The organism is Pantoea sp. MT58 (assembly GCF_014495885.1).
Lineage (GTDB): Bacteria > Pseudomonadota > Gammaproteobacteria > Enterobacterales > Enterobacteriaceae > Pantoea > Pantoea eucalypti.
Genome location: NZ_CP061083.1, coordinates 1,078,917 through 1,103,985, shown reverse-complemented (window position 1 = coordinate 1,103,985; position 25,069 = coordinate 1,078,917). Strand labels below are relative to the sequence as shown.

At 55.6% G+C, this 25,069-nt stretch carries 23 protein-coding genes; 10 read left to right on the top strand and 13 right to left on the bottom strand.

The window, feature by feature from the left end; all coding sequences use genetic code 11:
• Positions 1-98: 98 nt before the first annotated feature.
• Together IAI47_RS05215 and IAI47_RS05210 are read right to left on the bottom strand one after the other, a co-directional pair.
• Positions 99-707, bottom strand: a complete 609-nt coding sequence (locus IAI47_RS05215; RefSeq protein WP_003848763.1) for a DsrE family protein — start codon at positions 705-707, stop codon at positions 99-101.
• A gap of 30 nt (positions 708-737) precedes the next feature.
• Positions 738-1,343, bottom strand: coding sequence for a DsrE family protein (locus tag IAI47_RS05210; protein ID WP_003848761.1), 606 nt, complete (start codon positions 1,341-1,343; stop codon positions 738-740).
• 753 nt (positions 1,344-2,096) lie between these two features.
• On the opposite strand from IAI47_RS05210, the gene IAI47_RS05205 reads away from it, so the two are divergent.
• Positions 2,097-3,560: a M48 family metallopeptidase gene (locus tag IAI47_RS05205; RefSeq protein WP_003848757.1), complete on the top strand. Its 1,464-nt coding sequence runs from the start codon at positions 2,097-2,099 to the stop codon at positions 3,558-3,560.
• A gap of 50 nt (positions 3,561-3,610) precedes the next feature.
• Positions 3,611-3,952, top strand: a complete 342-nt coding sequence (gene arsC, locus IAI47_RS05200; RefSeq protein ID WP_008926552.1) for an arsenate reductase (glutaredoxin) — start codon at positions 3,611-3,613, stop codon at positions 3,950-3,952.
• Here arsC and hda read toward each other — a convergent pair.
• The 3 genes from hda to upp all read right to left on the bottom strand — a co-directional run bounded on the left by hda (position 3,949) and on the right by upp (position 6,805).
• On the bottom strand, positions 3,949-4,656 hold the full coding sequence (gene hda / locus IAI47_RS05195) for a DnaA inactivator Hda (protein ID WP_033743385.1): 708 nt from the start codon (positions 4,654-4,656) through the stop codon (positions 3,949-3,951). The genes arsC and hda overlap by 4 nt on opposite strands.
• Before the next feature lie 101 nt (positions 4,657-4,757).
• Positions 4,758-6,041: a uracil permease gene (gene uraA, locus IAI47_RS05190; protein WP_008926554.1), complete on the bottom strand. Its 1,284-nt coding sequence runs from the start codon at positions 6,039-6,041 to the stop codon at positions 4,758-4,760.
• 137 nt (positions 6,042-6,178) lie between these two features.
• Positions 6,179-6,805, bottom strand: a complete 627-nt coding sequence (gene upp / locus IAI47_RS05185) for a uracil phosphoribosyltransferase (protein ID WP_003848753.1) — start codon at positions 6,803-6,805, stop codon at positions 6,179-6,181.
• A gap of 229 nt (positions 6,806-7,034) precedes the next feature.
• Here upp and purM point away from each other — a divergent pair, with 229 nt between their 5' ends.
• Both purM and purN read left to right on the top strand, forming a co-directional pair.
• Entirely contained in the window at positions 7,035-8,075 is a 1,041-nt protein-coding gene (gene purM / locus IAI47_RS05180) for a phosphoribosylformylglycinamidine cyclo-ligase (RefSeq protein ID WP_008926555.1), read from the top strand.
• Positions 8,072-8,710 (top strand): phosphoribosylglycinamide formyltransferase, encoded by a 639-nt coding sequence (gene purN / locus IAI47_RS05175; RefSeq protein ID WP_008926556.1) that lies wholly within the window; start codon positions 8,072-8,074, stop codon positions 8,708-8,710. The genes purM and purN overlap by 4 nt, the downstream gene beginning before the upstream one ends.
• A 103-nt stretch (positions 8,711-8,813) precedes the next feature.
• On the opposite strand, the gene pstB is transcribed toward purN, so the two are convergent.
• Genes pstB through IAI47_RS05160 form a run of 3 tightly spaced genes read right to left on the bottom strand, consistent with a single transcriptional unit; the run spans position 8,814 to position 13,312 of the window.
• Positions 8,814-9,581 carry a phosphate ABC transporter ATP-binding protein PstB gene (gene pstB / locus IAI47_RS05170; protein ID WP_003848740.1) on the bottom strand — a complete coding sequence of 256 codons (768 nt, stop codon included), beginning with the start codon at positions 9,579-9,581 and terminating at the stop codon, positions 8,814-8,816.
• A gap of 12 nt (positions 9,582-9,593) precedes the next feature.
• Positions 9,594-11,228: a phosphate ABC transporter permease PstA gene (pstA, locus tag IAI47_RS05165; protein ID WP_008926557.1), complete on the bottom strand. Its 1,635-nt coding sequence runs from the start codon at positions 11,226-11,228 to the stop codon at positions 9,594-9,596.
• Positions 11,225-13,312 (bottom strand): ABC transporter permease subunit, encoded by a 2,088-nt coding sequence (locus tag IAI47_RS05160; protein ID WP_003848737.1) that lies wholly within the window; start codon positions 13,310-13,312, stop codon positions 11,225-11,227. The genes pstA and IAI47_RS05160 overlap by 4 nt, the downstream gene beginning before the upstream one ends.
• 150 nt (positions 13,313-13,462) lie before the next feature.
• On the opposite strand from IAI47_RS05160, the gene ppk1 reads away from it, so the two are divergent.
• From ppk1 to mgtE, 5 genes are all read left to right on the top strand, one after another.
• Positions 13,463-15,523: a polyphosphate kinase 1 gene (gene ppk1 / locus IAI47_RS05155; RefSeq protein ID WP_003848735.1), complete on the top strand. Its 2,061-nt coding sequence runs from the start codon at positions 13,463-13,465 to the stop codon at positions 15,521-15,523.
• A 5-nt stretch (positions 15,524-15,528) separates the two neighbouring features.
• The gene (ppx, locus tag IAI47_RS05150; RefSeq protein WP_003848733.1) at positions 15,529-17,055 is read left to right on the top strand and encodes an exopolyphosphatase; all 1,527 of its coding nucleotides are present in this window, start codon (positions 15,529-15,531) and stop codon (positions 17,053-17,055) included.
• 41 nt (positions 17,056-17,096) lie between these two features.
• Entirely contained in the window at positions 17,097-17,711 is a 615-nt protein-coding gene (gene tehB, locus IAI47_RS05145) for a tellurite resistance methyltransferase TehB (protein ID WP_008926558.1), read from the top strand.
• A gap of 102 nt (positions 17,712-17,813) precedes the next feature.
• Positions 17,814-17,999: a YfgG family protein gene (locus tag IAI47_RS05140; RefSeq protein ID WP_003848728.1), complete on the top strand. Its 186-nt coding sequence runs from the start codon at positions 17,814-17,816 to the stop codon at positions 17,997-17,999.
• 131 nt (positions 18,000-18,130) lie between these two features.
• Positions 18,131-19,564 (top strand): magnesium transporter, encoded by a 1,434-nt coding sequence (mgtE, locus tag IAI47_RS05135; protein WP_008926560.1) that lies wholly within the window; start codon positions 18,131-18,133, stop codon positions 19,562-19,564.
• Here the strand turns inward: mgtE and IAI47_RS05130 are convergent, their stop codons facing one another.
• Positions 19,565-20,062 (bottom strand): AlpA family transcriptional regulator, encoded by a 498-nt coding sequence (locus IAI47_RS05130; protein WP_003848724.1) that lies wholly within the window; start codon positions 20,060-20,062, stop codon positions 19,565-19,567.
• A gap of 20 nt (positions 20,063-20,082) precedes the next feature.
• Positions 20,083-20,328, bottom strand: coding sequence for a hypothetical protein (locus IAI47_RS05125; protein WP_003848722.1), 246 nt, complete (start codon positions 20,326-20,328; stop codon positions 20,083-20,085).
• Positions 20,329-20,522: 194 nt separating this feature from the next.
• On the opposite strand from IAI47_RS05125, the gene IAI47_RS05120 reads away from it, so the two are divergent.
• The gene (locus IAI47_RS05120; RefSeq protein ID WP_003848720.1) at positions 20,523-20,702 is read left to right on the top strand and encodes a hypothetical protein; all 180 of its coding nucleotides are present in this window, start codon (positions 20,523-20,525) and stop codon (positions 20,700-20,702) included.
• A 30-nt stretch (positions 20,703-20,732) separates the two neighbouring features.
• On the opposite strand, the gene IAI47_RS05115 is transcribed toward IAI47_RS05120, so the two are convergent.
• From IAI47_RS05115 to guaB, 3 genes are all read right to left on the bottom strand, one after another.
• Positions 20,733-21,506 (bottom strand): DUF3750 domain-containing protein, encoded by a 774-nt coding sequence (locus tag IAI47_RS05115; protein WP_003848719.1) that lies wholly within the window; start codon positions 21,504-21,506, stop codon positions 20,733-20,735.
• A 302-nt stretch (positions 21,507-21,808) separates the two neighbouring features.
• Complete coding sequence (gene guaA, locus IAI47_RS05110) at positions 21,809-23,389, bottom strand: glutamine-hydrolyzing GMP synthase (RefSeq protein ID WP_003848716.1); 1,581 nt, start codon at positions 23,387-23,389, stop codon at positions 21,809-21,811.
• Between the two features lie 68 nt (positions 23,390-23,457).
• Positions 23,458-24,924: an IMP dehydrogenase gene (gene guaB / locus IAI47_RS05105; RefSeq protein ID WP_003848714.1), complete on the bottom strand. Its 1,467-nt coding sequence runs from the start codon at positions 24,922-24,924 to the stop codon at positions 23,458-23,460.
• Positions 24,925-25,069: the final 145 nt, after the last annotated feature.

The window sequence follows — 25,069 nt, the reverse complement described above, 5'->3', positions numbered from 1 at the left end:
CGATCTCATTGCGGTCTAAACTAGTGGCGTTATATGACAGGCGTATCTCAGGAAGTTGACTGACAGATGACAGCGGCAGTGACGCCGCTGCTGGAGAGTTAAAGCATCAGGAAGGCGTAACCGCTGTTTTCCAGGGTGGCAACGGTGGTGCCGCTGGAGATGGTATGAGTGACCATCGGGTCAATCCAGTTGCGATCAAGCTGATGAAACGCGACAGACTGATCACAGATAGTGACCTGAACGCCCGCTTTTTTCAGCTCGCTGATCAGCTTCAGGTTCGGGTTATCGACGCCATAAGCTTTGCTGAACTGATCATTATTCAGCGCTGATGACACTGCATCACCGTTAATCGACACCACAAATTTCAGCTGGTCGAGTGGCACACCCGCCGCATAATAGAGGTTGGTGACGCGCGCTACGCGCTCCAGACCCAGATTCGGCTTACGAATATCGCCTTCATTACGGTTAATCTGGAAAACAATTTTATTACTCAGGCCCGCTGTCGTGCCGGGTTTAAATGCGGGCGTGTCGACATAATGTATTTTTCCGTAGCCCTCGATTGCTGGCGTACTCCAGAAATCAGCAGGCTCAGATTTATTATCTGCCATTTTCCCACTGACCTTATCGTATAATTCCGGCAACTGTAAAACATTGCCCCCAATAAATCCGGCAACGGCTGCCATCACCACTAAAGCTGCTGGACGCATTTACGTTTCTCCCAATTATTTAAATATGAATTACATTGCCAGCCACGCGTATCCCTGATTTTGCAGGGTTGATACGGTGGTTGGACTGGAAAGCGCATGTACCACGGATTTATCAATCCAGTTATTGGGATAGTGATGGAATGCCACGGACTGATCGCAGACCGAGACTTTCACTCCCGCCTGATTCAGCTCATTAATCAGCTTCAGGTTTGGATTTTCGATGCCATAAAATTGTTTGAAATGGGCATTGTCCAGCATGGCGGGCGTCGCATCTCCGGTGACTGACACCACAAACTTCAGTTGGTCAGCCGGAATACCCGAGGCGATATAGAGATTGACCACCCTGGCTACACGTTCCAGCCCCAGATTGGGTGCGGTCATCGCCCCGTCACTTCGGGTAATCTGGAAAACAATTTTGTTACTCAGGCCCGGCACCGGTTTAAACGCGGCGTCAGGCTCGTAATGAATTTTTCCGTAACCTTCAATCGCCGGCGTGCTCCAGAATCCGGGCGCTTCCTGTGGCTCGGTTGCAAAATGGCGTGTCACTTTGTCGTAAATATCGCCACTCTGTGTGACAGCCGCGCCAACGACGCCGCCAATAATGGCGATTAACGCGTATGAAACAACTGAACGCATAACCCTTCTCTCCGGCATATTATGTCTGGCAGATTCAGAATTGAATCAGGTCGGCTATCTATACCACAGCGCAGGTGTAATTCTTGCCTCTGTAAATTCAGGTCAACGCAGCGCTGATAACTATTGGAATTATTCACAGCCGGAATTAATCGAAAAGTTTCATGATGAGAAATAAAAAGTCTTATCTGGAGTGGACCTGACTATTTCTCCTTTTTCCTTTTCGATGCTATTCATTATATAAAAATAACAACCAGGCTAATCTGGAACATGTGGAATAAGGCGGGAGAGACGATTTGATTTATCAATGGTTGAAAGGCATTTAGCGGCGCAGAGTGCGCTATTTTTTCAGAGTAGACCTGGAAAAACACATGCCATGTTCAGTTTTTTTGAGTGAATTTACATAACTTTATAAAAATAAGCTTACTGGCTTCGGTTGTCTGGCAGCAGATTCTGCTCTGATTCAACGAAGCGCAATGTAAATAAACAACAACGCCGTAATATAACCGCTGACGACCCCGGCAATACCCCGCCAGTTTTTTTTCGTTTAACTGCCGTTTAAACTGGCAGGATACTCAATTTTTTTCTTCATAATCGGCGATCTTGCTCAAATCAGGCGGGCGATTTGCCAGAAAACAACATTTCTTTCTTTTGAGGCCCTGGTTAAGATAGTCACGAACCGTCGTTATCTGCGAAAAACGGAACATTCCCGCTGCGCACCTGTCCATTTTCAGGGCCTCTCTACAGGATTCAGGCATGTTGAACTCGTTAAAGAAAACGCTGATCGCCGCGCTCCTTCCGACGCTCATTTTCTCCACTCTGACACCCGCTAACGCCGATGTCAGTGACTCACTTCCCGATATTGGTACTACGGCGGGTTCGACGCTATCAATTAATCAGGAATTGCAGATGGGCGACTTCTATGTGCGCCAGCTGCGCGCCAGTGCGCCGCTAATCAACGATCCGCTGCTCAATCAGTACATTAATCAGCTGGGGCAACGACTCGTTTCTCACGCCGACTCGGTGAAAACGCCGTTCCACTTCTTTCTGATTCAGAACGATGAACTTAACGCCTTTGCCTTTTTCGGTGGCAACGTGGTGCTGCACTCAGCGCTGTTCCGCTTTACCGACAATGAAAGCCAGCTGGCATCGGTAATGGCACATGAAATCTCGCACGTCACCCAGCGCCATCTGGCGCGTGCCATGGAAGATCAGAAGCGCAACGCGCCACTGACCTGGGTCGGTGCGCTTGGCTCTATTCTGCTGGCGATGGCCAGTCCGCAGGCGGGCATGGCCGCGCTGACCGGTACTCTGGCGGGAACGCAGCAGGGAATTATCAGCTTTACGCAGGGCAATGAGCAGGAAGCAGACCGCATCGGGATTCAGGTGCTGCAGCGCGCTGGCTTCGATCCCCAGGCAATGCCGAACTTTCTGCAAAAACTGGCCGATCAGAGCCGCTTCTCTTCGAAGCCACCTGAAATTCTGCTGACGCATCCCCTGCCCGACAGTCGTCTGGCGGATGCCCGCAACCGTGCTAATCAGATGCGGCCGGTGGTGGTGCAATCCACGGAAGATTTCTATATGGCAAAAGTACGGTCGCTGGGCATGTACTCCACCGGACGCAATCAGCTTACTGACGAACTGCTGAGTCAGTATGCCAGCGGCAATTCCCGTGAGCAGATGGCGTCACAATATGGCAAAGCCATACAGTTTTTGCAGGCGAAAAGTTACGCCGATGCGAAACGGATTATCACCCCGCTGCTGGCGAAGCAGCCCAATAATGTCTGGTTCCTGGATATCATGTCGGACATTGATATCGGGCTGAATCAGCCACAACAGGCCATCGCCCTGCTCACCGCCGCAACCGGTGCCAAAAACAGTCCGGTGGTGCAGCTCAATCTGGCCAATGCCTACGTTGAAGCGAAACAGTATGCCAATGCCAGCCGTATTCTGAACCGCTACACCTGGGCCAATAAAGATGATCCCAACGGCTGGGATCTACTGGCGCAGGCCTCGGCGCAGCAGGGACTGAATGATGAAGAGTTATCGGCGCGGGCAGAGAGTCTGGCCCTGAATGGCCAGCTTGATCAGGCGATCACCACCCTGAGCAGTGCCAGCGCACAGGTGCCGCTCGGCAGCCTGAAACAGGCGCGTTACGATGCCCGTATCGATCAGCTGCGCCAGTTACAACAGCGCTTTAAGCAGTATCAGAAAGGCTAAGCACTCACACCGCCAGCACGTCGCGAACAGAGAAGAAAGGAGAGTCAGAGATGGTGACGATTTATCACAACCCGCGCTGCAGCAAGAGCCGCGAGACACTGGCGCTGCTGACTGCCCGCGGAATTGAGCCGGATGTGGTGCTCTATCTGCAGACGCCGCCCGACCGCGAGACGCTGCAAATCCTGTTACAGAAACTGGGTATGCAGAGCGCACGCGAGTTAATGCGAACTAAAGAGGCGATCTACAGCGAGCTGGCGCTTGACGACAAAGGTGAAAGTGCGCTGCTGGATGCGCTGGTAGAGAATCCGGTGCTGATTGAAAGGCCGATAGTGATCAATGGCGATAAGGCGCGGATTGGCCGCCCGCCAGATGCGGTGCTCGACATTCTTTAAAGGCCGAGCGTCTCTTTAACAAAGGGAATGGTGAGTTTGCGCTGGGCGCTGATCGAGGCGCGATCAAGACGATCCAGCGTATCAAACAGCGTGCGCATTTCACGATCGAGTCGCTTCAGCAGGAAGCGACCCACATCTTCAGGCAGCTCAAATCCGCGTAACCCGGCACGCAACTGCAACGCCTGTAATTTATCTTCATCAGAAAGCGGCTGCAGGCGATAGATTTGCCCCCAGTCAAGGCGCGAGGCGAGATCGGGCAGCTGAAGATTAAGCTGGCGTGGCGGACGATCGCCGGTGATAAACAGACGCGTGTTACCGGTTTCCAGAATGCGGTTATAGAGATCGAAGATCGCCATTTCCCATTCCGGCTCGCCTGCAATGCACTCGATGTTATCGATACAGACCAGTGACAGCTGCTCCATCCCTTCCAGAACGTCCGGAACAAACCAGGTGCGTTTATCCAGCGGAACATAGCCCACGGCTTCACTGCGCGCGGACATTTCGGCACACGCGGCATGCAGCAAATGGCTCCGCCCACCGCCTTCGCGTGACCAGAAGTAGAGATAGCTGCCATGTTGTTGGTTGAGCGCGCCTTTCAGGGCGGCAATCAGCGACGGGTTTTCCCCCGGCCAGAAGCTGGAGAAGGTTTCATCGTCAGGTAAATAGAGTGGCAATGACAATTGTGCCGGCGTGTTCAGAAGCACCTCAGCAAGAGAACAAGCAAAAAATCGGGGAAGTCTAACACAGTTTTCAGAAAGAGATGAATGGGGCGTCCCTGCCCCGGATCCTGTCAGGCTCGCGGCGATCACTGCTCGCGCGGTTCTTCAGCCTCCAGCACCACTTCTTCAGGTCTGAGCAGCGAGATAACCCGGAAGATCAATGCCAGTCCGACACCGACGATCGTCGCCAGCGCCATGCCTTTCAGCTCCGCTGCGCCGATATGCAATTTCGCCCCGCTGACCCCGATGATCAGGATCACCGAGGTGAGGATCAGATTCTGCGCTTTGTTGTAATCGACTTTGGATTCGATCAACACCCGGATACCGGAGGCGCCAATGACCCCATACAGCAGCAGCGACACACCGCCCATAACCGGAACCGGGATCGCCTGGATCACCGCCGCCAGTTTGCCAACGCAGGAGAGCAGAATCGCCAGAATCGCCGCGCCGCCAATCACCCACGTGCTGTAGACGCGGGTAATCGCCATCACACCGATGTTTTCACCGTAGGTGGTGTTGGGTGTGGAACCAAAGAAGCCGGAGATGACGGTCGATAAACCGTTGGCGAACATCGAACGATGCAGGCCGGGGTCGCGAATCAGATCTTTCTTCACGATATTGGCGGTGACTACCAGATGACCGATATGCTCGGCAATGACCACCAGCGCCGCAGGCAGAATCGTCAGCATCGCCACCCACTCAAAGCGCGGCGTATAAAAGGTCGGCAGTGCAAACCAGGGCGCTTTGACCACGCCGCTCCAGTCCACGATGCCCATAAACGCGGAAAGCAGATAACCCGCCACGACCCCGACCAGAATTGGGATGATAGCCAGGAAGCCACGGAACAGCACCGAACCGAATACGGTTACCGCCAGCGTGACCAGCGAGATCAGCACAGTTTTACTGTCGGGCGCACTGCCTTCAGCTGGCAGCAGGCCCGCCATATTCGCGGCCACACCCGCCAGCTCCAGACCGATGACAGCGACAATTGCACCCATCGCCGCCGGAGGGAACATCACATCGAGCCAGCCGGTTCCGGCGCGTTTGACAATCAGCGCCACGATGCAAAACAGCACGCCGCAGAGAATAAACCCGCCCAGTGCGACCTCATAACCCAGCGGCAGCAATAGCAGTACCGGCGAGATAAAAGCAAAGCTCGAACCCAGATAGGCGGGAATTTTGCCTTTACAGATAAAGAGATAAATCAGTGTGCCGACCCCGTTAAACAACAGCACTGTCGCCGGGTTGATGTGAAACAGAATGGGTACCAGTACCGTGGCACCAAACATGGCAAACAGGTGTTGCAGGCTGAGTGGAATGGTTTGCAGTAACGGCGGTCGTTCACTGACGCCAATGGCGCGACGAGTCATCATTTATCCCCTTATTTTTTCCCCGACGATTCGGGCCTCAGGCACAGCAGCAGGCACGCCGGTGCGCCTTGCGGCAGGCCGAATCCGTGGGGTGTTTTTTGCCAAAAAAAAGCCGACTCTCTGGTCGGCTGTGCGTTTTATTTGGTTCCGAAAATTTTGTCCCCGGCATCGCCGAGCCCGGGAATGATGTAACCCTTTTCATTCAGTCCCTGGTCCACTGACGCGGTGTAAAGCTCGACGTCAGGATGCGCTTTCTCCAGTGCGGCAATCCCTTCTGGTGCGGCAACCAGAACCAGCACTTTGATGCTGGTGCAGCCCGCTTTCTTCAGCAGATCGACGGTGGCGATCATGGAACCGCCAGTCGCCAGCATCGGGTCAACCACCAGCGCCAGGCGCTCTTCAATGTTAGAGACCAGCTTCTGGAAGTAGGGAACCGGCTCCAGGGTTTCTTCATCACGGTAAACACCCACCACGCTGATACGGGCGCTGGGAACGTGCTCCAGCACCCCTTCCATCATGCCCAGGCCGGCACGCAGAATCGGGACCACCGTGATTTTTTTGCCTTTGATCTGGTCGATCTCTACCGGGCCATTCCAGCCCTCAATGGTGACGCGCTCTGTTTCCAGATCGGCGGTCGCTTCGTAGGTCAGCAGGCTGCCCACTTCAGAGGCCAGCTCGCGAAAACGCTTTGTGCTGATATCATGCTCACGCATCAGGCCCAGTTTATGTTTGACCAGCGGGTGTCTGACTTCCACGATCTTCATTGGTGTTCTCCCGGAATGAGTTGAGCTAAAAAAAAATCGCGGGATTATACCGCCTTTTGCGCCCTGCGCCACCTGCTCTTGCGCAAAGCCGCGGCTTTTACCGGAACAAATAGAGGATTAATGAAAATCGCCCGATGCGCAATCCCGGACTCGCAAACGTTTGCCTGCACTGATAGAATTGCCGCGCTTTATTTTAACCACCAACCGCAATTCGCGTGGGGACCTCGCAGTGACCGACAAAACCTCTCTCAGTTACAAAGACGCCGGTGTTGATATTGATGCTGGTAACGCTCTGGTTGACCGTATTAAAGGCGTAGTGAAAAAGACGCGTCGCCCGGAAGTGATGGGTGGACTGGGCGGTTTTGGTGCGCTTTGCGCGCTGCCGCAAAAATACCGTGAACCGGTGCTGGTCTCCGGCACCGATGGCGTCGGCACCAAGCTGCGCCTGGCGATGGATCTCAAACGCCACGATGCCATTGGTGTTGACCTGGTCGCGATGTGCGTTAACGACCTGGTGGTACAGGGCGCTGAGCCGCTCTTCTTCCTCGACTACTACGCCACCGGCAAACTGGATGTGGAAACCGCCTCTGCGGTGATCACCGGCATCGCCGAAGGGTGTCTGCAGTCAGGTTGTGCGCTGGTAGGCGGTGAAACTGCTGAGATGCCAGGCATGTATCACGGCGAAGATTACGACGTGGCGGGTTTTTGTGTCGGCGTGGTGGAAAAGTCAGAAATCATTGATGGCAGCAAGGTGCAGGATGGTGACGTACTGATCGCCCTCGGATCAAGCGGCCCGCACTCCAATGGCTATTCGCTGGTGCGCAAAATTCTGGAAGTCAGCAACACGGATCCACTGGCTGAACCGCTGGAAGGCAAACCGCTGGCTGATCATCTGCTGGAACCGACCCGCATCTACGTGAAAAATATCCTGAGCCTGATTGAGCAGGTCGATGTACACGCTATTGCGCACCTGACCGGCGGCGGCTTCTGGGAGAATATTCCGCGCGTACTGCCTGACAATACTCAGGCCGTGATCGACGAGAAGAGCTGGGAATGGCCGGCGGTATTCAGCTGGTTACAGCAGGCGGGCAACGTCAGCCGTTTCGAGATGTACCGCACCTTTAACTGCGGCGTCGGCATGATCATTGCCCTGAGCCCGGCAGAGGCGGACAAGGCGATTGCGCTGATGCAGGCCGCAGGCGAGAAAGCCTGGAAGCTCGGCGTGATTAAAGCGTCGGATGCTGAAGAGCGTGTGGTTATTAACGGATGAAAAAGCTGGTTGTACTGATTTCCGGCAACGGAAGTAACCTTCAGTCCATCCTTGACGCCTGTGAAAGCGGGCAGATTCACGGCAGCGTCGCTGCCGTGTTCAGCAACCGTGCCGCCGCTTATGGCCTGACGCGGGCGCAGCAGGCGGGCATTCCCGCCCATGCGCTTGCCGCCAGTGACTTCGCTGACCGCGAAGCCTTTGATCGTCAGCTCATCACTGAAATCGACGCATACCGTCCAGACCTGATTGTGCTGGCCGGTTATATGCGCATTCTCAGCAGCGCTTTTGTGGCGCATTTTCATAATCGCCTGCTGAATATCCACCCTTCTCTGCTGCCGAAATATCCGGGTCTGCATACGCATCGTCAGGCGCTGGAAAATGGCGACAGCGAACATGGCACTTCCGTGCATTTCGTGACGGACGAACTGGATGGCGGACCGGTGATCCTGCAGGCCAAAGTGCCGGTCTTTCCTGGCGACAGTGAAGCGGAGATTACGGAGCGGGTGCAGCACCAGGAACACGCTATCTATCCGCTGGTGATCAGCTGGTTTGTTGAGGGTCGGCTGGAAATGCGAGACGGCAAAGCCTGGCTGGATGGCGAACCGCTGCCGCCGCAGGGCTATGCTAACGACTGATGCACTGGAAGCCGTCAGGGGTTTCTCACAGACGGCTGAAAAAATCAAAGCGACGGGGCGGGTGCTTCATTCCCACCTCACGAAAGCCTGCTTTTCCCCTTCTTCAGCCGTAGCGCCCCGTAATATAATCTTCAGTCCGTCGCTGTTTCGGCGCGGTGAAAATCCGGTCGGTCTCATCAAACTCCACTAACGCGCCCTGATGCATAAACGCTGTGTAATCTGACACGCGCGACGCCTGCTGCATGTTGTGCGTCACCAGCACCAGCGTGAAATGCTGCTTCAGTGTGGTCATCAACTCTTCAATCACCAGCGTAGAGATCGGATCCAGCGCGGAGGTCGGCTCATCCAGCAGCAGCACTTCCGGCTCAATCGCAATGGCGCGGGCAATCACCAGCCGCTGCTGCTGTCCGGTCGAAAGCGTCAGCGCATTCTGTGACAGCTGATCTTTGACCTCACTCCACAGCGCCGCCGCGCGCAGTGCCCGTTCACAGGCTTCGTTCAATACCCGCCGATCGCGCACACCCTGTAAACGCAGCCCATAGACCACATTTTCATAGATCGACTTTGGAAAAGGATTGGGCCGCTGAAACACCATACCGACCCGACGGCGCAGCGCAGAGAGATCCTGTCCGGGTTGCAGGATCGGCAGTGAATCCAGCAGCACGTCGCCCTCTACCCGGCAGTGATCAATCACGTCGTTCATACGATTAAAGCAGCGCAGCAGCGTCGACTTGCCACAGCCTGAGGGGCCAATCAGCGCAGTAATCCTGTTTTTCGGCACCTGCAGAGAAATATCCTGCAGCGCCTGGCGCTCGCCATACCACAGCGACAGATGGTTAACGGTCAGCGCGATATCCGTGTCGGACGTCATAGTCATAGCCTGTTATTGAGTCATAAGACGATAGCGTTCACGCAGACGGTGGCGCAGGCCCATCGCCAGCAGATTAAGCGACAGAATAATCAGCACCAGCAATAGCGCGGTGGCAAACACCAGCGGCCGGTCAGCTTCAATATTCGGACTCTGAAACGCCAGATCGTAAATCTGGAAGCCCAGATGCATAAACTTGCGATCCAGATGCAGATAAGGAAACACTGCGTCGACCGGCAGTTCCGGTACCATTTTTACTACCCCCACCAGCATCAGCGGTGCGGTTTCACCAGCAGCACGCGCTACCGCCAGAATCAGGCCGGTCAACATGGCCGGCACCGCCATCGGTAACACTACGTTCCACAGCGTTTCCGCCTGGGTCGCGCCCAGCGCCAGCGAACCCTGACGCAGGCTGTTGGGAATACGGGATAAGCCTTCTTCAGTCGCCACAATCACCACCGGCAGCGTCAGCAAGGCGAGCGTCAGTGAGGCCCACAGCAAACCCGGCGTGCCAAAAGTGGGATTCGGCAGCGCGCTGGCGAAGAAGAGCTGGTCAAGGGTGCCGCCCACCAGCCAGACAAAGAAGCCCAGACCAAATACGCCATAAACGATTGAAGGGACGCCCGCCAGATTAACCACTGCGATACGCACCAGCCTGGTCAGCGCATTGCGTCCGGCATATTCGTGCAGCCAGATGGCGGCGATGACGCCCAGCGGCATCACCACCACCGACATCAGCAACACCATCAGCACGGTGCCAAATATCGCCGGAAACGCCCCGGATTCACTTTCACCCTCGGCGGGTGTGTCACTGACGAAACGCCATAGCTGATGCAAAAAATGTCCGGTTTTGCCGGTCAGCGTCATCGCATTAGGTTTCCAGCTGTCGACGATTTCGGTCAGCGGGATCGCATGCTCGGTACCCTGCACATCCCGCAGAACTAACACATCGCGCTGACTCTGCAGTTGCAGAGAAGCCAGTGTCTCACTCAGTTGATTGAAGCGGCGCTGTAAGGCAGCCTGATTGGCCTGATATTCCGATTCGGCCTGCAGATCAAAGTGGCCGGCAGCACGGTTTGTGGCCGCCTGCTCATCAAGCTCCTCACGCTGGCTGTTGATGCGCGCCATCCCGACCCGGCGAATCTGGTTAGCCTGCCGCACCAGCATCTGCACCTGTCCGAGCCGCTGATTCAGCAGCGCATCGGGATCCTGCGCAGTTAACTCTTCATTATCTTCACGCAGGCCAACAAACCAGCCATAAGCCTGGCCGTGACTGCGGCGTTGCAGCACCATGATTTCTGCTGGCTGGCTGACCTTCGCTGCCGTGCGACTGTAGACGACGCGGAAATCGGGTGCGTCCCAGTCACGGTTACCGGTTTTGATCAGATAGCGATTCACCTGACCGCCGCTGTTACCCTGCTCATCGGCCGGGGCCGGAAAACGTCGCTGATGTTCCAGCGTTTCGCCCAGCAGACGTGTTTCGCCGCCCTCAGGCTGACTGAACGTATAAAGGTCAACGCGCTGCGGCCAGAAAGCGCGAACGCCCTGCCACGCCAGTAGCCCAATCAGCAGCGTAAAAGCCAGCAGGCAGACGGCGACGGCACCGGCGGTTAACCAGCGCCAGCGGTCATTCTGTCGCATCGCTTTCATGCCTGCTCCTCGTGCTGGCTGTAGCGCTGACGCAGTCGCTGACGGATCAGCTCGGCAACCGTGTTAATCACCAGCGTAAACAGCAACAGCATCAGTGCGCTGAGAAACAGCACGCGATAGTGGGCACTGCCCGCTGCCGCTTCCGGCATCTCAATGGCGATGTTTGCAGAGAGCGCGCGCAGCCCGCTGAACAGGCCACCTTCACTTTGCGGCGTATTGCCGGTCGCCATCAGCAAAATCATGGTTTCTCCTACGGCGCGTCCCAGACCGATCATCAGGGCGGCAAAAATACCGGCGGACGCACCCGGCAGCACGACGCGGGTCAGTGTCTGCCAGGGCGTCGCCCCCAGTGCCAGCGAGCCCTGCCCCAGTGCAGCAGGCACGCTAAACAGCGCATCTTCCGAGAGGGTGAAAATCAGCGGCACCAGCGCGAAGCCCATCGCCAGCGCAGCCACCAGCAGATTGCGCTGCTCGTAATGCGGGAGCCAGTCACCGGCATCCGGTATAAACAGTGTGGGCAGCCACAGCGTCAGCAGCGTGACCAGCAGCAACAGCGGCAGCAGAACCATGACCTCACGGCCCGGCTGACGCCAGCGTGGTGGTAAACGCGCACTGAATACGCCGCACAACAGCAGCGCGCCTGCCAGGGTCAGCGGCAGCAGCAGCACACCCACCAGCGCCTGACCAATATGCGGCGCGAGCCAAATCCCGGCAATCAGCCCCACCACCACGCTCGGCAGCGCACCCATCATCTCAATGGCCGGTTTAACCCAGCGCCGCAGGCCTGGCGCCATAAACCATGCGGTGTACATCGCCGCCGCCAGCGCCAGCGGTGTCGCAAACAGCAGTGCTAAACTGGCCGCTTTCAGCGTTCCCGAGACCATCGGCATCAGGCTGAATTTGGCCTGATAGTTATCGCCGGCCGCAGTCGATTGCCAGACCCAGTCGGGTCCAGGGTAGTTTTCATACCAGATTTTTTGCCAGAAATTGCGCCAGGTGACATCCGGCCACGGATTATCAAGCCGCAGTGTCTGCCAGCTGCCCGGCCGCTCAATCAGCAGGCTGTCGCCGTGGGGAGAGAACTGCGCCTGCACAATGCCCGGCGCCAGCTGACGCTGCAGTATCGGGCCACGCTGCTTGCTGGCGAACAGCCGAAGCGTCCCCTGTTTACTGAGGGTCGCAAACACGCGACGTTGAGATTCCGTCACCAGAATCGTCTCGCCGTCGCTGTCGGCAAAGGTCCGGATTTGCTGCAGCCGTGGCCCCTGATCGCTGGCAATCGCAAACCACTGGGTGACACCGCGATTATCCTGGATCAGCAGGCTTTTCCCCCCCACCAGCAGATGCAAACTTTGCGGAGGCTGCGGCAGCATGTGGGTTTCGCGCAACAGTGCCCGATCATCATCAAGTTGCCAGACCCGCAGCAGATTGCCTTCAGTGGTGTAGAGCAGATCGCCGGATGGCGAGAGTGCCAGCAGATCCAGCTGACGTTGCGGAAGCGGGATAATGGATGCCTGACGATCGGTGCCCAGCGTCAGCACCCGGAGTCCGGCCTCGGTGAGAGCAGCAATGCGCCACTGGCCCGCATGACGCGTCGCCAGCGCCATCTTCGTCACCGCGCCATCAGGCAGATGGAACGGTTTGTCACCCAATGGAAAACGCCATTGCTGGTCGGCTTTCGGCTGCATCAGTGTTAGCGCGCCCTGCATATTCAGCAACAGTGTTTGCCCATCGGCACTCTGCACGGCGTCATCGGGAGCGGGAGTCAGGGTCAGCGCCGGTTCCGCAGGCTGTCCATCCAGCGGAATAAAACGGGCCGCACCGCGCGCGCTGATTCGCCAGCCAACACTGCCCTGATTGCCCATGGCTAAAGCGGGCGCACGATCCCAGAGCTGCTGGCTGGCCGCAATTTGCAGGCCAGGCGCATTAAATAGCGGTAATACCACGCCGATCAACCAGCAGAATAGCAGCAGCATCAGCAATAGGATCGCTACGCCACAGCAGGTGACCAGTCGTCGCGTCAGACGGTCAACGGCACGACGCTTACGATCGCTGAATTGGACAGGAATGTGGTTTGCGCTCATGCGGTTCCGGTGGCAGCCTGAAATAAGCCGCTATGTTGCCCGTAGCCGATTGATAAGACAACTCCTGGCGTTGGACAACGCTGCCATACTCTCGCCATAATGTTGGTGGATACTGGATCTTCAGTCCTGCAACCGCTAAATGGAGTGAGAATGGGTCAGGTAAAGCTTTATATTGAAAAAGAATTAAGCTGGTTATCCTTTAATGAACGGGTTTTGCAGGAAGCCGCAGACAAAAGCAATCCACTGATTGAGCGGATGCGCTTTCTGGGCATCTACTCCAATAATCTCGACGAATTCTATAAAGTGCGTTTCGCCGACCTCAAACGCCGCATTCTGATTGGTGAAGAGCAGGGTTCCGCCAGTACGCCACGCCATCTGTTTAAGAAAATTCAGCAACGGGTGATGAAGTCCGATCAGGAGTTTGATGCGCTCTATAACGATCTGCTGCTGGAGATGGCACGTAATCAGATCTTCCTGATCAACGAACGTCAGCTCTCATCCAATCAGCAGGCCTGGCTGCGCCACTACTTCAAACATGAACTGCGTCAGCACATCTCGCCGATCCTGATCACCCACGAAACCGACCTGACGGAATTCCTCAAAGACGACTACACCTATCTGGCAGTAGAGATTATCCGTGGTGACCATATTCAGTATGCACTGCTGGAAATTCCGTCTGACAAAGTGCCGCGTTTCATTAATTTACCGGCAGAGCCACCGCGTCGCCGTAAACCGATGATCCTGCTGGATAACATTTTGCGTTACTGCCTGGATGATATTTTCAAAGGCTTCTACGACTACGACGCGCTCAACGCCTATTCAATGAAAATGACGCGTGACGCCGAGTATGACCTGGTCACGGAGATGGAGTCGAGCCTGCTGGAGCTGATGTCCTCCAGCCTGAAGCAGCGACTGACGGCGGAGCCGGTACGTTTTGTCTACCAGCGCGATATGCCCGACACCATGGTGTCGCTGCTGTGCCATAAGCTTTCCATCTCTAATCTGGATTCCATTTTGCCGGGCGGCCGCTACCACAACTTCAAAGACTTTATCGGCTTCCCGAACGTCGGCAAAAACAACCTGGTTAACCGCCCGCTGCCGCAGATTCGCCACATCGGCTTTGATGGCTTCCGCAACGGCTTTGATGCGATTCGTAATCGCGACGTGCTGCTCTACTATCCATACCATACCTTTGAGCATGTGCTGGAGCTGCTGCGTCAGGCATCGTTTGACCCCAGCGTGCTGGCAATCAAAATCAATATCTACCGCGTCGCCAAACACTCCCGCATTATGGATGCGATGATCCATGCCGCCTATAACGGTAAAAAAGTCACGGTGGTGGTGGAACTGCAGGCGCGCTTTGATGAAGAAGCTAACATTTACTGGGCGAAACGCCTGACTGAAGCGGGTGTGCACGTCATTTTCTCCGCACCAGGCCTGAAGATTCACGCCAAGCTGTTCCTGATTTCACGCCGCGAAGGCGAAGAGATTGTGCGCTACGCGCATATCGGTACCGGCAACTTTAATGAGAAAACCGCGCGACTCTATACCGATTACTCATTGCTGACCGCGGATGCGCGCATCACCAATGAAGTGCGTCGGGTGTTCAACTTTATTGAGAATCCCTATCGGCCTGTGACGTTCGATCACCTGATGGTGTCGCCACAAAACTCGCGCCGGATGCTGTATGAACTGATCGACACCGAAATTGCCAATGCTCAGCAAAATAAGCCCTGCGGCATTACTCTGAAAATAAACAATCTGGTGGACAAAGGTCTGGTTGATCGGCTTTATACAGCCTCGAGCGTAGGGGTAAAGGTCAATCTTCTGGTGCGCGGAATGTGCTCATTAATTCCTGACTTGCCTGGGATCAGTGAAAATATTCGTGTCATCAGTATTGTTGATCGTTATCTGGAACATGATCGCGTCTATATTTTTGAAAATGGCGGCGATAAAAAGGTGTTCCTCTCCTCCGCTGACTGGATGACGCGTAACATCGATTACCGCATTGAAGTGGCTGTGGCGATCCTCGATCCCCACATCCGGCAGCGTATACTCGACATTATTGCTATTCAGTTGAGTGATACGGTGAAAGCCCGCATCGTCGATAAAGAGTTGAGTAACCATTACGTCCAGCGCGGCAATCGTCGTAAAGTGCGCTCGCAGCTGGCCATCTATGATTACATCAAGAAACTGGAACAACCTGAATAAATCCTATGCCAATTTCTCATAAAAGTACGCCAAAACCCCAGGAGTTTGCGGCGATTGACCTGGGCTCGAACAGTTTCCATATGGTAATTGCGCGGGTTGTCGATGGTGCGATGCAGGTACTGGGCCGCCTTAAACAGCGCGTCCATCTGGCGGACGGGCTGGATGCTCAACACAACCTCAGCGAAGAGGCGATGGAGCGGGGCTTAGCCTGCCTGGCCCTGTTTGCCGAACGCCTCCAGGGATTCAGTCCCAGCAACGTGACGATTGTCGGCACCCATACGCTGCGCGAGGCGATCAACGCCGAAACCTTCCTGCAGCGTGCTGCCGAGGTGATCCCCTATCCAATCGAGGTGATTTCAGGCCATGAAGAAGCGCGTCTGATCTTTATGGGTGTGGAGCACACACAGCCGGAAAAAGGCCGCAAGCTGGTGATCGATATCGGCGGTGGCTCCACTGAGCTGGTGATTGGTGAGGATTTCGAACCTCAGCTGGTTGAGAGCCGGCGCATGGGTTGCGTCAGTTTCGCCCAGCTCTATTTCCCGAAAGGGGAAATCAGCCGTGAAAACTTCCGTCGTGCCCGCTTAGCGGCTGCACAAAAGCTGGAAACGCTGGCGTGGCAATATCGTCTGCATGGCTGGCAATATGCGCTGGGCGCATCCGGTACCATCAAAGCTGCCTGCGAAGTGCTGCAGGCGATGGATGAAAAAGAGAAGCTGATTACGCCTGAGCGTCTCGAAAAGCTCTATGACGAAGTGATGAAACATAAATCCTTCTCTGCACTGAGCCTGCCGGGCCTTTCAGAAGAGCGCAAAGGTGTGTTTGTCCCCGGACTGGCGATTCTCTGTGGCGTCTTCGATGCGCTGGCGATTCGCGAGCTGCGCCTCTCCGACGGTGCGCTGCGTGAAGGTGTGCTCTATGAGATGGAGGGCCGTTTCCGCCATCAGGATATTCGCAGCCGCACAGCACAAAGTCTGGCTAACCATTACGCCATCGACAGCGATCAGGCTCGACGTGTGCTGGAGACGACCGAGCAGCTTTATCTGCAATGGCGCGATCAGAACCCAAAGCTGGCGAATCCGCAACTGGCTGCACTGCTAAAATGGGCGGCGATGCTGCACGAAGTGGGCCTGACTATCAATCACAGCGGCCTGCAACGTCATTCAGCCTATATTCTGCAAAACACCAACCTGCCGGGGTTCAATCAGGATCAGCAGATGCTACTGGCGGCACTGGTCAGATTCCATCGTAAAGCGGTGAAGCTTGATGAGTTACCACGCGTAACGCTGTTCAAGAAAAAGCAGTTTGTGCCGCTGATTTTTCTGCTGCGCCTGGGCACCCTGCTGAATAATCAGCGCCAGGCTACCACGCGTCCGGATGCGTTAACCCTGAAATGCGATGATGGCCACTGGACGCTGATTTTCCCGGCGGGCTACTTTGCGCAGAACAATCTGGTTCAGCTCGATCTTGAACGCGAGCAGGCTTACTGGAACGACGTCACCGGATGGAAGCTGATCCTCGAAGAAGATATCTGACAACCCGGGCGCACCGCGCCCGTTTAACTGAATTGATGACTATGACACAACCAACCGCACCGCTTTCAGGCGAAAACTATTTTGCCGACACCTATGGTTTAACGCCGCCCCACTCCGAAGTGGTTGCGGCTCTGCCCCAGCTTAACGTCGGCAAGGCGCTTGATCTTGGCTGTGGCGTGGGACGCAATACGCTGTTTCTGAATCAGCACGGTTTTGACGTCACGGCATGGGATCACAATCCGCAGAGCCTGGCGCGCCTGCAGGAGATTATTGCGCAGGAAAACCTTCAGGGTATACACACTGAGCAGCACGATCTGAACAACACACGCTTCAATGGCGGCTTCAACGTTGTGCTGTCGACCGTGGTAATGATGTTTTTGCAGCCGCAGACCATTCCGCAGCTGATTGCCGACATGCAGGCCTGCACGGTCAGGGATGGTTTCAACCTGATTGTGGCGGCGATGAACACGGACGATATGCCCTGCCCGGCAGATTTCTCTTTTGCGTTTAAATCGGGTGAGCTCAGCCACTATTATCGCAACTGGCACATCGTGAAGTACAACGAGCATCCCGGTCAGCTGCATCGTAAAGATGAAAACGGCAACCGCATCACCTGCCGCTTTGCAACGTTACTGGCGCAAAAAGCGAGTTATTGATCTTTATCTGCTGTTTTTTTCAACAGCGATTGATTTCATCAGGCGACTGTGACTAAATATTGCAGTCGCCCTCTGATGGGCTCATTACAGGAACCACCCCGCGTGAACAGCGCTATTTCTCCCCGAAGACGTCAAAAAACCGGCACCATGACCCGCATTGTGCTGCTGATCAGTTTTATCATTCTCTTTAGTCGCCTGATTTTTATCCTGCCTGCTGCCTTCGAGCATCATCAGCAACAGAAAGCTATTCCTGAGCCTGTCACCGTCACATCAAATGATACGCGCTAGCGAATAGTGATATTTCGCCTGAATTGCACTGAAACCTGAACGGAATCCAGATAACTGGACTCTTTTTTGCATCCCTTTTTCAGGCGAAACGCTACACTGCGTGCTGGTGCTTACAGACTAAGGGATCCAATGTGTCTGCCTCTCAATCTCAACGTTTAAGTGAAATACGTCATCGCATTCTGACGCTGCTGCTCAATGAGCACGATCTGGTTGATTCCCTGCTGGAGAAATCCGGCGATCTCAACCCTGAACAGCAACGTGAAAATGCGGCCCAGCGTGATGCGCTGGAACAGGATATTCAGCAGCTTCATGCCGCTGACCTCGCCGACATTCTTGAAGCCCTGCCCGAAGAGGAACGTCAGGCGCTGTGGCGGCTGGTGCCAAATGAGCGGCGTGGTCACGTGCTGGTTGAAGCCTCAGAAACGGTCTGGGCCAGCCTCACCGAAGAGATGAGCGACCGTGATATCCTGCGCGCTATCCAGCCGCTGGACATCGACGATCAGGTCTGGCTGGCACAATATCTGCCGCGTGACCTGACCGGGCGCCTGCTGGCGACCGTGGAGCCAGCCCTGCGCGCCCGCATGCTCGATATGGTGCAGCTCGACCGCGACCGCGTAGGCCGGGTGATGGATTTTAATATCCTGACGGTGCGCGACGATGTCACGCTGGCAACGGTGCAGCGTTTTCTGCGCAAGCGTAAAAGCATGCCAGGCGGTACCGATAAACTCTTTATTACTAACAAAGACAATCAGCTGCTGGGCGAACTGCTGCTGACGGATATCCTGCTTAACAAACCTAAAACTCTGGTCAGCGACGTTATGAACGCGCGCCCGACCACCTTCCAGCTCAACGACAAGGCCGAAGATGCGGCCAGCGCCTTTGAGCGTTATAACCTGATTTCTGCTGCCGTCACCGACGCGAAGGGCAAACTGATTGGCCGTGTGACCATCGAAGACATTGTCGACCTGGTGAATGCCGAAAACGAAAGTAACATTCGTAAAATGGGCGGCATCAGTCAGGAAGAGGATGTGTTTGCCCCGGTGCGTAAATCAGTACGCAAACGCTGGGCCTGGCTGGCCATTAATCTCTGTACCGCCTTTGTTGCTTCGCGGGTTATCGGGCTGTTTGAAGGGACGATTTCGCAAATCGTGGCGCTTGCCACCCTGATGCCAATTGTTGCGGGTATTGGCGGCAACACCGGTAACCAGACCATCACCATGATTGTGCGGGCGCTGGCCTTACATCAGGTTGAACCGGGTAACTTCTCGTTTCTGATTGTGCGTGAACTGGGCGTAGCGCTGATCAACGGCCTGTTCTGGGGCGGCATTATGGGCGGCATTACCTGGCTGATGTATGACAATATGGCGCTGGGCGGCGTCATGATGCTGGCCATGGCGCTGAATCTGCTGCTGGCCGCGCTAATGGGTGTACTGGTTCCGCTGGTAATGACCAAAATGAAGCGCGATCCGGCCGTAGGCTCCAGCGTATTGATCACCGCCCTGACCGATACCGGCGGCTTCTTTATCTTCCTGGGACTGGCGACGATCTTCCTGCTGCCCCACTGATCAGGCGTGCAGGCCGTAACGTTGCAGCGACCCGTTGAGATTGCGCTGGCGCGTCACCTGTGCCAGCTCACGGGTCGCCGCAGGCAACGTGTAATTGCCGCGCTGGCTCAGCCACTCCAGCACGTCCGCTAAGTGCCAGATGGCGGTTTTACCGTCGTGCACCGGCAGTGGAAACGGCGGGCGGTGGCTGAGCATTAACTTACGCATATTCTGACGCGTCATGCCGATGATCTCGGCCACATCCGTCAATCCCACAAAATCAGGTGCCGCTTCTACCAGCGTGGCACCCGGTATAGCACGCAGCACATCCTCTTCTGCCTGTCTCAATACCTCCGTGGCAGAGTCAGACTCCCGGGTAAACTCCAGTGCAATGCGCCCTGGCATACCCAGACCGATCAGTGCATCATCACAGCCTGCTGCTGCCAGTGTTTCCAGCAACTCATCCACCGGCGCATGCCCTTCCGGCAGGCTAAACCGCAGTGTAAAACAATATTCCATATGCCTCTCCTTGTGCTGCTTCAGGACTTCAGATAGTGACAATTATCTACCACGCGCCGCAGCGCCTGGGCATGCTGATGTGCATTTTTCGGTGTGCTCCAGATGCAGGTCAGACAAAACTCCCCACATCGGCACATCAACAGATTTTTCGGGCAGTACATTTTGCCCCAGGCGTGATGACCTCCCGTCACGACCAGCCAGCCATGGGTTTCGGCGTAACGTAACGCCGTTTCAATCTCTTTACTGGGATGTCGCTTCCTTGCCATGTGTGTCCCTATCCTGACGCTGAATGATTGAGTTGTCAACTGACAACCAGGTGAATATTTCTTAATGCGCCTCAGCATGCGCAGACTTTTTCTGGCAGTAAAACGGTCAGGGTATAAACTGGAAAACGTCACGCAAAAAATAAACCGCGCCAGCGAGAATCCGGCCGGACTCATGTTCAACAACGGAGGCAGGAATGTTTAAAGCAGAGGATTTTGTTCAGTCGAAAACCGGCGGACCTAAAATGCAGGTACTGCGCGTCGACGGCGACACCCTGTGGTGTGCGCGCGTTGATGATGCGGCAAAGAAAGAGATCGAAGTGAAGGCAGAGAGCGTCAATCTCTATCATGAAGAGGGTGACTTTGGCGTGTGCTGACGCAAAATGGCCCCTGACGGGGCCAGACTGTCAGGGTTTGTCCTGCTGAAGGTTGTCATTGCCCAGACCACCGATAAACGGCAACCGCAGCCGGAACGGCGTAAAATCGAGTCCCATATTAAGCCCCAGCAGGTTCACTTCAAGTCCCTCTTCCGCGCCCAGCGTCACGCCCGCCACGCCCAGAATCGACACCTGCAAACCGCGCCCGGATGGCGGCAGCCCGATGGGATGCCACAGTGACCGGTAATCTTTGCCCAGCGCATTGGCGGGCAGATCCAGTTTTAAAGCCGGCACTTCACGGCCGATATGCGCCAGGAAGGTATTGCTGTTCGGTCCGGGCCAGGCACGATAAGTTGTCGGCCACGGATAGGATTTAATGGCGGCTTCAATCTGCGGAATCATCGCCTCGGCTTCCGGTCCGCGATGCTCCACCAGCAGCCGGGGTTTTGCGCCATACCAGTAACCATCCGGCAGGTTGGTGTTGCGCCGGATTTTGTCGCCGCTGCCCCAGCTAATCACTTCGTAGCGGGTGAAACGCGTTTCACCTGCGCGCTTAAAGATGATCCAGGGATGCACCGCCACCCGCCCTTTCCAGCCATAGGTCGGCGCCGCATAGACCTGCACGATAGCCAGGTTATATAACGCACGCGGATCGGGCGCGATTCCGGACGAATCCCGCCGGGCAGTGGCCCAGCCACCGGTCTGTGCGGTTTCGCCGTGACGCGTCGCCTGCGCAATGCTGGCCCCCAGCGACAGCAGTAGCACGGCAACAAAAAACAGGCTGAACACTTTCAGTGAGAGCATGACAACATTCCTGATGACGTAAGAATCACGAAACGCCTGAGTGGCAGGCGGTTACAGTAAGTGGCGGCTTTGGGATACGGATTATCGAAGCGGCGAATAAAAGCAGGACACAAAGGAAGTTAAGTGCAGGCTTCTACTGCAGGGAGAATAGCGCAATTTCCGGTAAAGTGAACAGAAAACCGCCAGTGATGGGGATAGATGTGCTGAAAGGTTAAAATGGCCCGTCTAAGTGGAGTTCAGGCAATAAAAAGCCCGCTGGAAGCGGGCTTTTTTGCATCAGCGCTTAATCGGCATGGGCCGGTTTATTCCCACTCAATCGTCGCCGGTGGCTTGCCGCTGATGTCGTACACCACGCGGGAGATGCCGTCGACTTCATTGATGATGCGGTTTGAGACGCGGCCCAGGAAATCATACGGCAGGTGCGCCCAGTGTGCGGTCATAAAGTCGATGGTTTCCACCGCACGCAGCGAGACAACCCAGTCATATTTACGGCCATCACCCATCACACCAACCGAACGAACCGGCAGGAAGACAGTGAACGCCTGGCTGACTTTGTTGTAGAGATCCGCTTTATGCAGCTCTTCGATGAAGATGGCATCGGCACGGCGCAGCAGGTCGCAATACTCTTTCTTCACTTCGCCCAGCACACGCACGCCCAGACCCGGACCCGGGAATGGATGGCGATACAGCATGTCGTACGGCAGCCCCAGCTCGAGACCAATCTTGCGCACTTCGTCTTTGAACAGCTCTTTCAGCGGCTCAACCAGGCCCATCTTCATCTCTTTCGGCAGGCCACCCACGTTGTGGTGTGACTTGATGACGTGCGCTTTACCGGTAGCTGACGCCGCCGACTCAATCACGTCCGGATAGATGGTGCCCTGTGCCAGCCACTTCACATCCTGCAGCTTCAGCGCTTCTTCGTCGAACACTTCCACAAAGACGCGACCAATGGTCTTACGCTTGGCTTCAGGCTCATCAATACCCGCCAGCGCATCCAGGAAGCGCATCTCAGCCGGCACATGGATGATGTTCAGGCCGAAGTGGTCGCCAAACATATCCATTACCTGTTGTGCTTCGTTCAGACGCAGCAGGCCGTTATCCACGAACACACAGGTCAGACGGTCGCCGATGGCACGATGCAGCAGCATTGCCGTCACAGAGGAGTCTACTCCGCCTGACAGACCAAGGATGACCTTGTCGTTGCCAACCTGCTCACGCAGGCGTTCAACGGCATCTTCAATGATTTTGGCCGGTGTCCACAGTGCTTCACATTCACAGATGTCGATAATGAAGCGCTCAAGCATCCGCAGGCCCTGACGGGTATGGGTCACTTCCGGGTGGAACTGCACGCCGTAGAAACGCTTCTCTTCGTTGGCCATAATGGCAAATGGACAGGTTTCTGTGCTGGCAACGGTCACGAAGTCAGCCGGGATAGCCGTGACTTTGTCGCCGTGGCTCATCCAGACATCCAGCAGCGGTTTACCGGTGGCGCTGATTGCATCTTCAATGTCGCGAACCAGTGCACTTGGGGTCGTCACTTCAACCTGCGCATAGCCGAACTCGCGCTCGTTAGAGCCAGATACTGTGCCGCCCAGCTGCATTGCCATGGTCTGCATACCGTAGCAGACACCCAGCACCGGCACGCCTGCGTTGAAAACATATTCAGGTGCACGCGGGCTGTTCAGTTCTGTGGTGCTTTCCGGGCCACCAGAAAGGATGATGCCGCTAGGGTTGAACTGGCGAATCTGCTCTTCGGTGACATCCCATGCCCAGAGTTCGCAATAAACGCCGAGCTCGCGCACGCGACGTGCCACCAGCTGCGTGTATTGTGAGCCGAAATCGAGAATCAGAATGCGGTGCTTATGGATATTTTCCGTCGTCATTGAGGGGTTTCCAGAACGGTGACTTGATCAATAAAAGCGCCCGGCTGAAGCCGGGCGTGAAATCGGGATTATGAACCCATGCGGTAGTTCGGTGACTCTTTAGTGATGGTCACGTCATGCACGTGGCTCTCATTGATGCCCGCGCCGCTGATGCGAACAAATTCCGCTTTGGTGCGCAGGTCGTCAATGGTCGGGCAACCGGTCAGGCCCATGCACGAGCGCAGTCCGCCCATCTGCTGATGCACTATCTCTTTCAGACGGCCTTTATAGGCCACGCGACCTTCGATACCTTCCGGCACCAGCTTGTCAGCGGCGTTATCAGTCTGGAAGTAACGGTCAGACGAGCCTTTGGACATCGCGCCCAGTGAACCCATACCGCGATAGGATTTGAATGAACGGCCCTGATAGAGTTCGATCTCGCCCGGCGACTCTTCGGTCCCCGCCAGCATTGAACCGACCATCACACAGGACGCACCCGCCGCGATTGCTTTGGCGATATCACCAGAGAAACGGATACCGCCGTCAGCAATCACCGGAATACCGGTGCCTTCCAGCGCTGTAACCGCGTCAGAAACGGCAGTGATCTGCGGAACGCCCACGCCGGTTACGATACGGGTAGTACAGATTGAGCCCGGGCCGATACCGACTTTAACGGCGCTGACGCCTGCCGCGACCAGCGCCAGAGCGCCTGCGCCAGTGGCCACGTTACCGCCGACGATTTCCAGATCCGGGTATTTAGCGCGGGTTTCACGGATGCGTGACAGCACACCTTCAGAGTGGCCGTGTGAAGAGTCAATCAGCAGCACGTCAACGCCTGCTGCGACCAGCGCATCAATACGCTCTTCGTTACCGGCACCCGCGCCCACCGCTGCACCGACACGCAGTCGACCCTGCGCATCTTTACAGGCGTTAGGTTTACGTTCGGCTTTCTGGAAGTCTTTAACAGTGATCATGCCCAGCAGATGGAAGCTGTCATCCACGACCAGCGCTTTCTCAACGCGCTTTTCGTGCATCTTGTGCAGGACCACATCACGCGCTTCACCCTCTTTCACCGTCACCAGACGCTCTTTCGGGGTCATGACCGCAGAGACCGGCTGAGAGAGGTCGGTTACAAAGCGCACATCACGACCGGTGATGATACCCACCAGTTCGTTGTCGCGGTTAACTACCGGGTAGCCTGCAAAGCCGTTGCGCTCGGTCAGCACTTTCACATCAGCCAGAGGCGTGGTTGGCAGCACGGTCTGTGGTTCAGTGACCACGCCGCTTTCATGTTTCTTCACCTTGCGCACTTCGTCCGCCTGGCGTTCAATCGACATATTTTTATGGATGAAGCCAAGGCCGCCTTCCTGTGCCAGCGCAATCGCCAGACCCGATTCGGTCACGGTGTCCATGGCAGCGGAGAGCATAGGAATGTTTAAACGGATATTTTTGGTCAGCTGCGTGCTGAGATCGGCCGTATTAGGCAGGACGGTGGAGTGTGCAGGGACGAGCAGAACGTCGTCAAAAGTGAGTGCTTCTTTAGCGATTCTTAACATGGCAATACTCCACCTCGGGTGATTGAGAATAGATAAAATATTGCCGCGGCATTATACAGGCCGTAATCGATTGCCTCCAGCATTATTTAAGAAAAACTCTTGATCCGCACAGGCAGCAATGTAGTATCGATGAATTAACCTGCTG

Coding starts and splice junctions, on each gene's coding strand:
- IAI47_RS05215 (WP_003848763.1), bottom strand. CDS start 707: ATGCGTCCAGCAGCTTTAGTGGTGATGGCAGCCGTTGCCGGATTTATT.
- IAI47_RS05210 (WP_003848761.1), bottom strand. CDS start 1,343: ATGCGTTCAGTTGTTTCATACGCGTTAATCGCCATTATTGGCGGCGTC.
- IAI47_RS05205 (WP_003848757.1), top strand. CDS start 2,097: ATGTTGAACTCGTTAAAGAAAACGCTGATCGCCGCGCTCCTTCCGACG.
- arsC (WP_008926552.1), top strand. CDS start 3,611: ATGGTGACGATTTATCACAACCCGCGCTGCAGCAAGAGCCGCGAGACA.
- uraA (WP_008926554.1), bottom strand. CDS start 6,041: ATGACTCGTCGCGCCATTGGCGTCAGTGAACGACCGCCGTTACTGCAA.
- upp (WP_003848753.1), bottom strand. CDS start 6,805: ATGAAGATCGTGGAAGTCAGACACCCGCTGGTCAAACATAAACTGGGC.
- purN (WP_008926556.1), top strand. CDS start 8,072: ATGAAAAAGCTGGTTGTACTGATTTCCGGCAACGGAAGTAACCTTCAG.
- pstB (WP_003848740.1), bottom strand. CDS start 9,581: ATGACGTCCGACACGGATATCGCGCTGACCGTTAACCATCTGTCGCTG.
- pstA (WP_008926557.1), bottom strand. CDS start 11,228: ATGAAAGCGATGCGACAGAATGACCGCTGGCGCTGGTTAACCGCCGGT.
- IAI47_RS05160 (WP_003848737.1), bottom strand. CDS start 13,312: ATGAGCGCAAACCACATTCCTGTCCAATTCAGCGATCGTAAGCGTCGT.
- ppk1 (WP_003848735.1), top strand. CDS start 13,463: ATGGGTCAGGTAAAGCTTTATATTGAAAAAGAATTAAGCTGGTTATCC.
- ppx (WP_003848733.1), top strand. CDS start 15,529: ATGCCAATTTCTCATAAAAGTACGCCAAAACCCCAGGAGTTTGCGGCG.
- tehB (WP_008926558.1), top strand. CDS start 17,097: ATGACACAACCAACCGCACCGCTTTCAGGCGAAAACTATTTTGCCGAC.
- IAI47_RS05130 (WP_003848724.1), bottom strand. CDS start 20,062: ATGGAATATTGTTTTACACTGCGGTTTAGCCTGCCGGAAGGGCATGCG.
- IAI47_RS05125 (WP_003848722.1), bottom strand. CDS start 20,328: ATGGCAAGGAAGCGACATCCCAGTAAAGAGATTGAAACGGCGTTACGT.
- IAI47_RS05120 (WP_003848720.1), top strand. CDS start 20,523: ATGTTTAAAGCAGAGGATTTTGTTCAGTCGAAAACCGGCGGACCTAAA.
- IAI47_RS05115 (WP_003848719.1), bottom strand. CDS start 21,506: ATGCTCTCACTGAAAGTGTTCAGCCTGTTTTTTGTTGCCGTGCTACTG.
- guaA (WP_003848716.1), bottom strand. CDS start 23,389: ATGACGACGGAAAATATCCATAAGCACCGCATTCTGATTCTCGATTTC.
- guaB (WP_003848714.1), bottom strand. CDS start 24,924: ATGTTAAGAATCGCTAAAGAAGCACTCACTTTTGACGACGTTCTGCTC.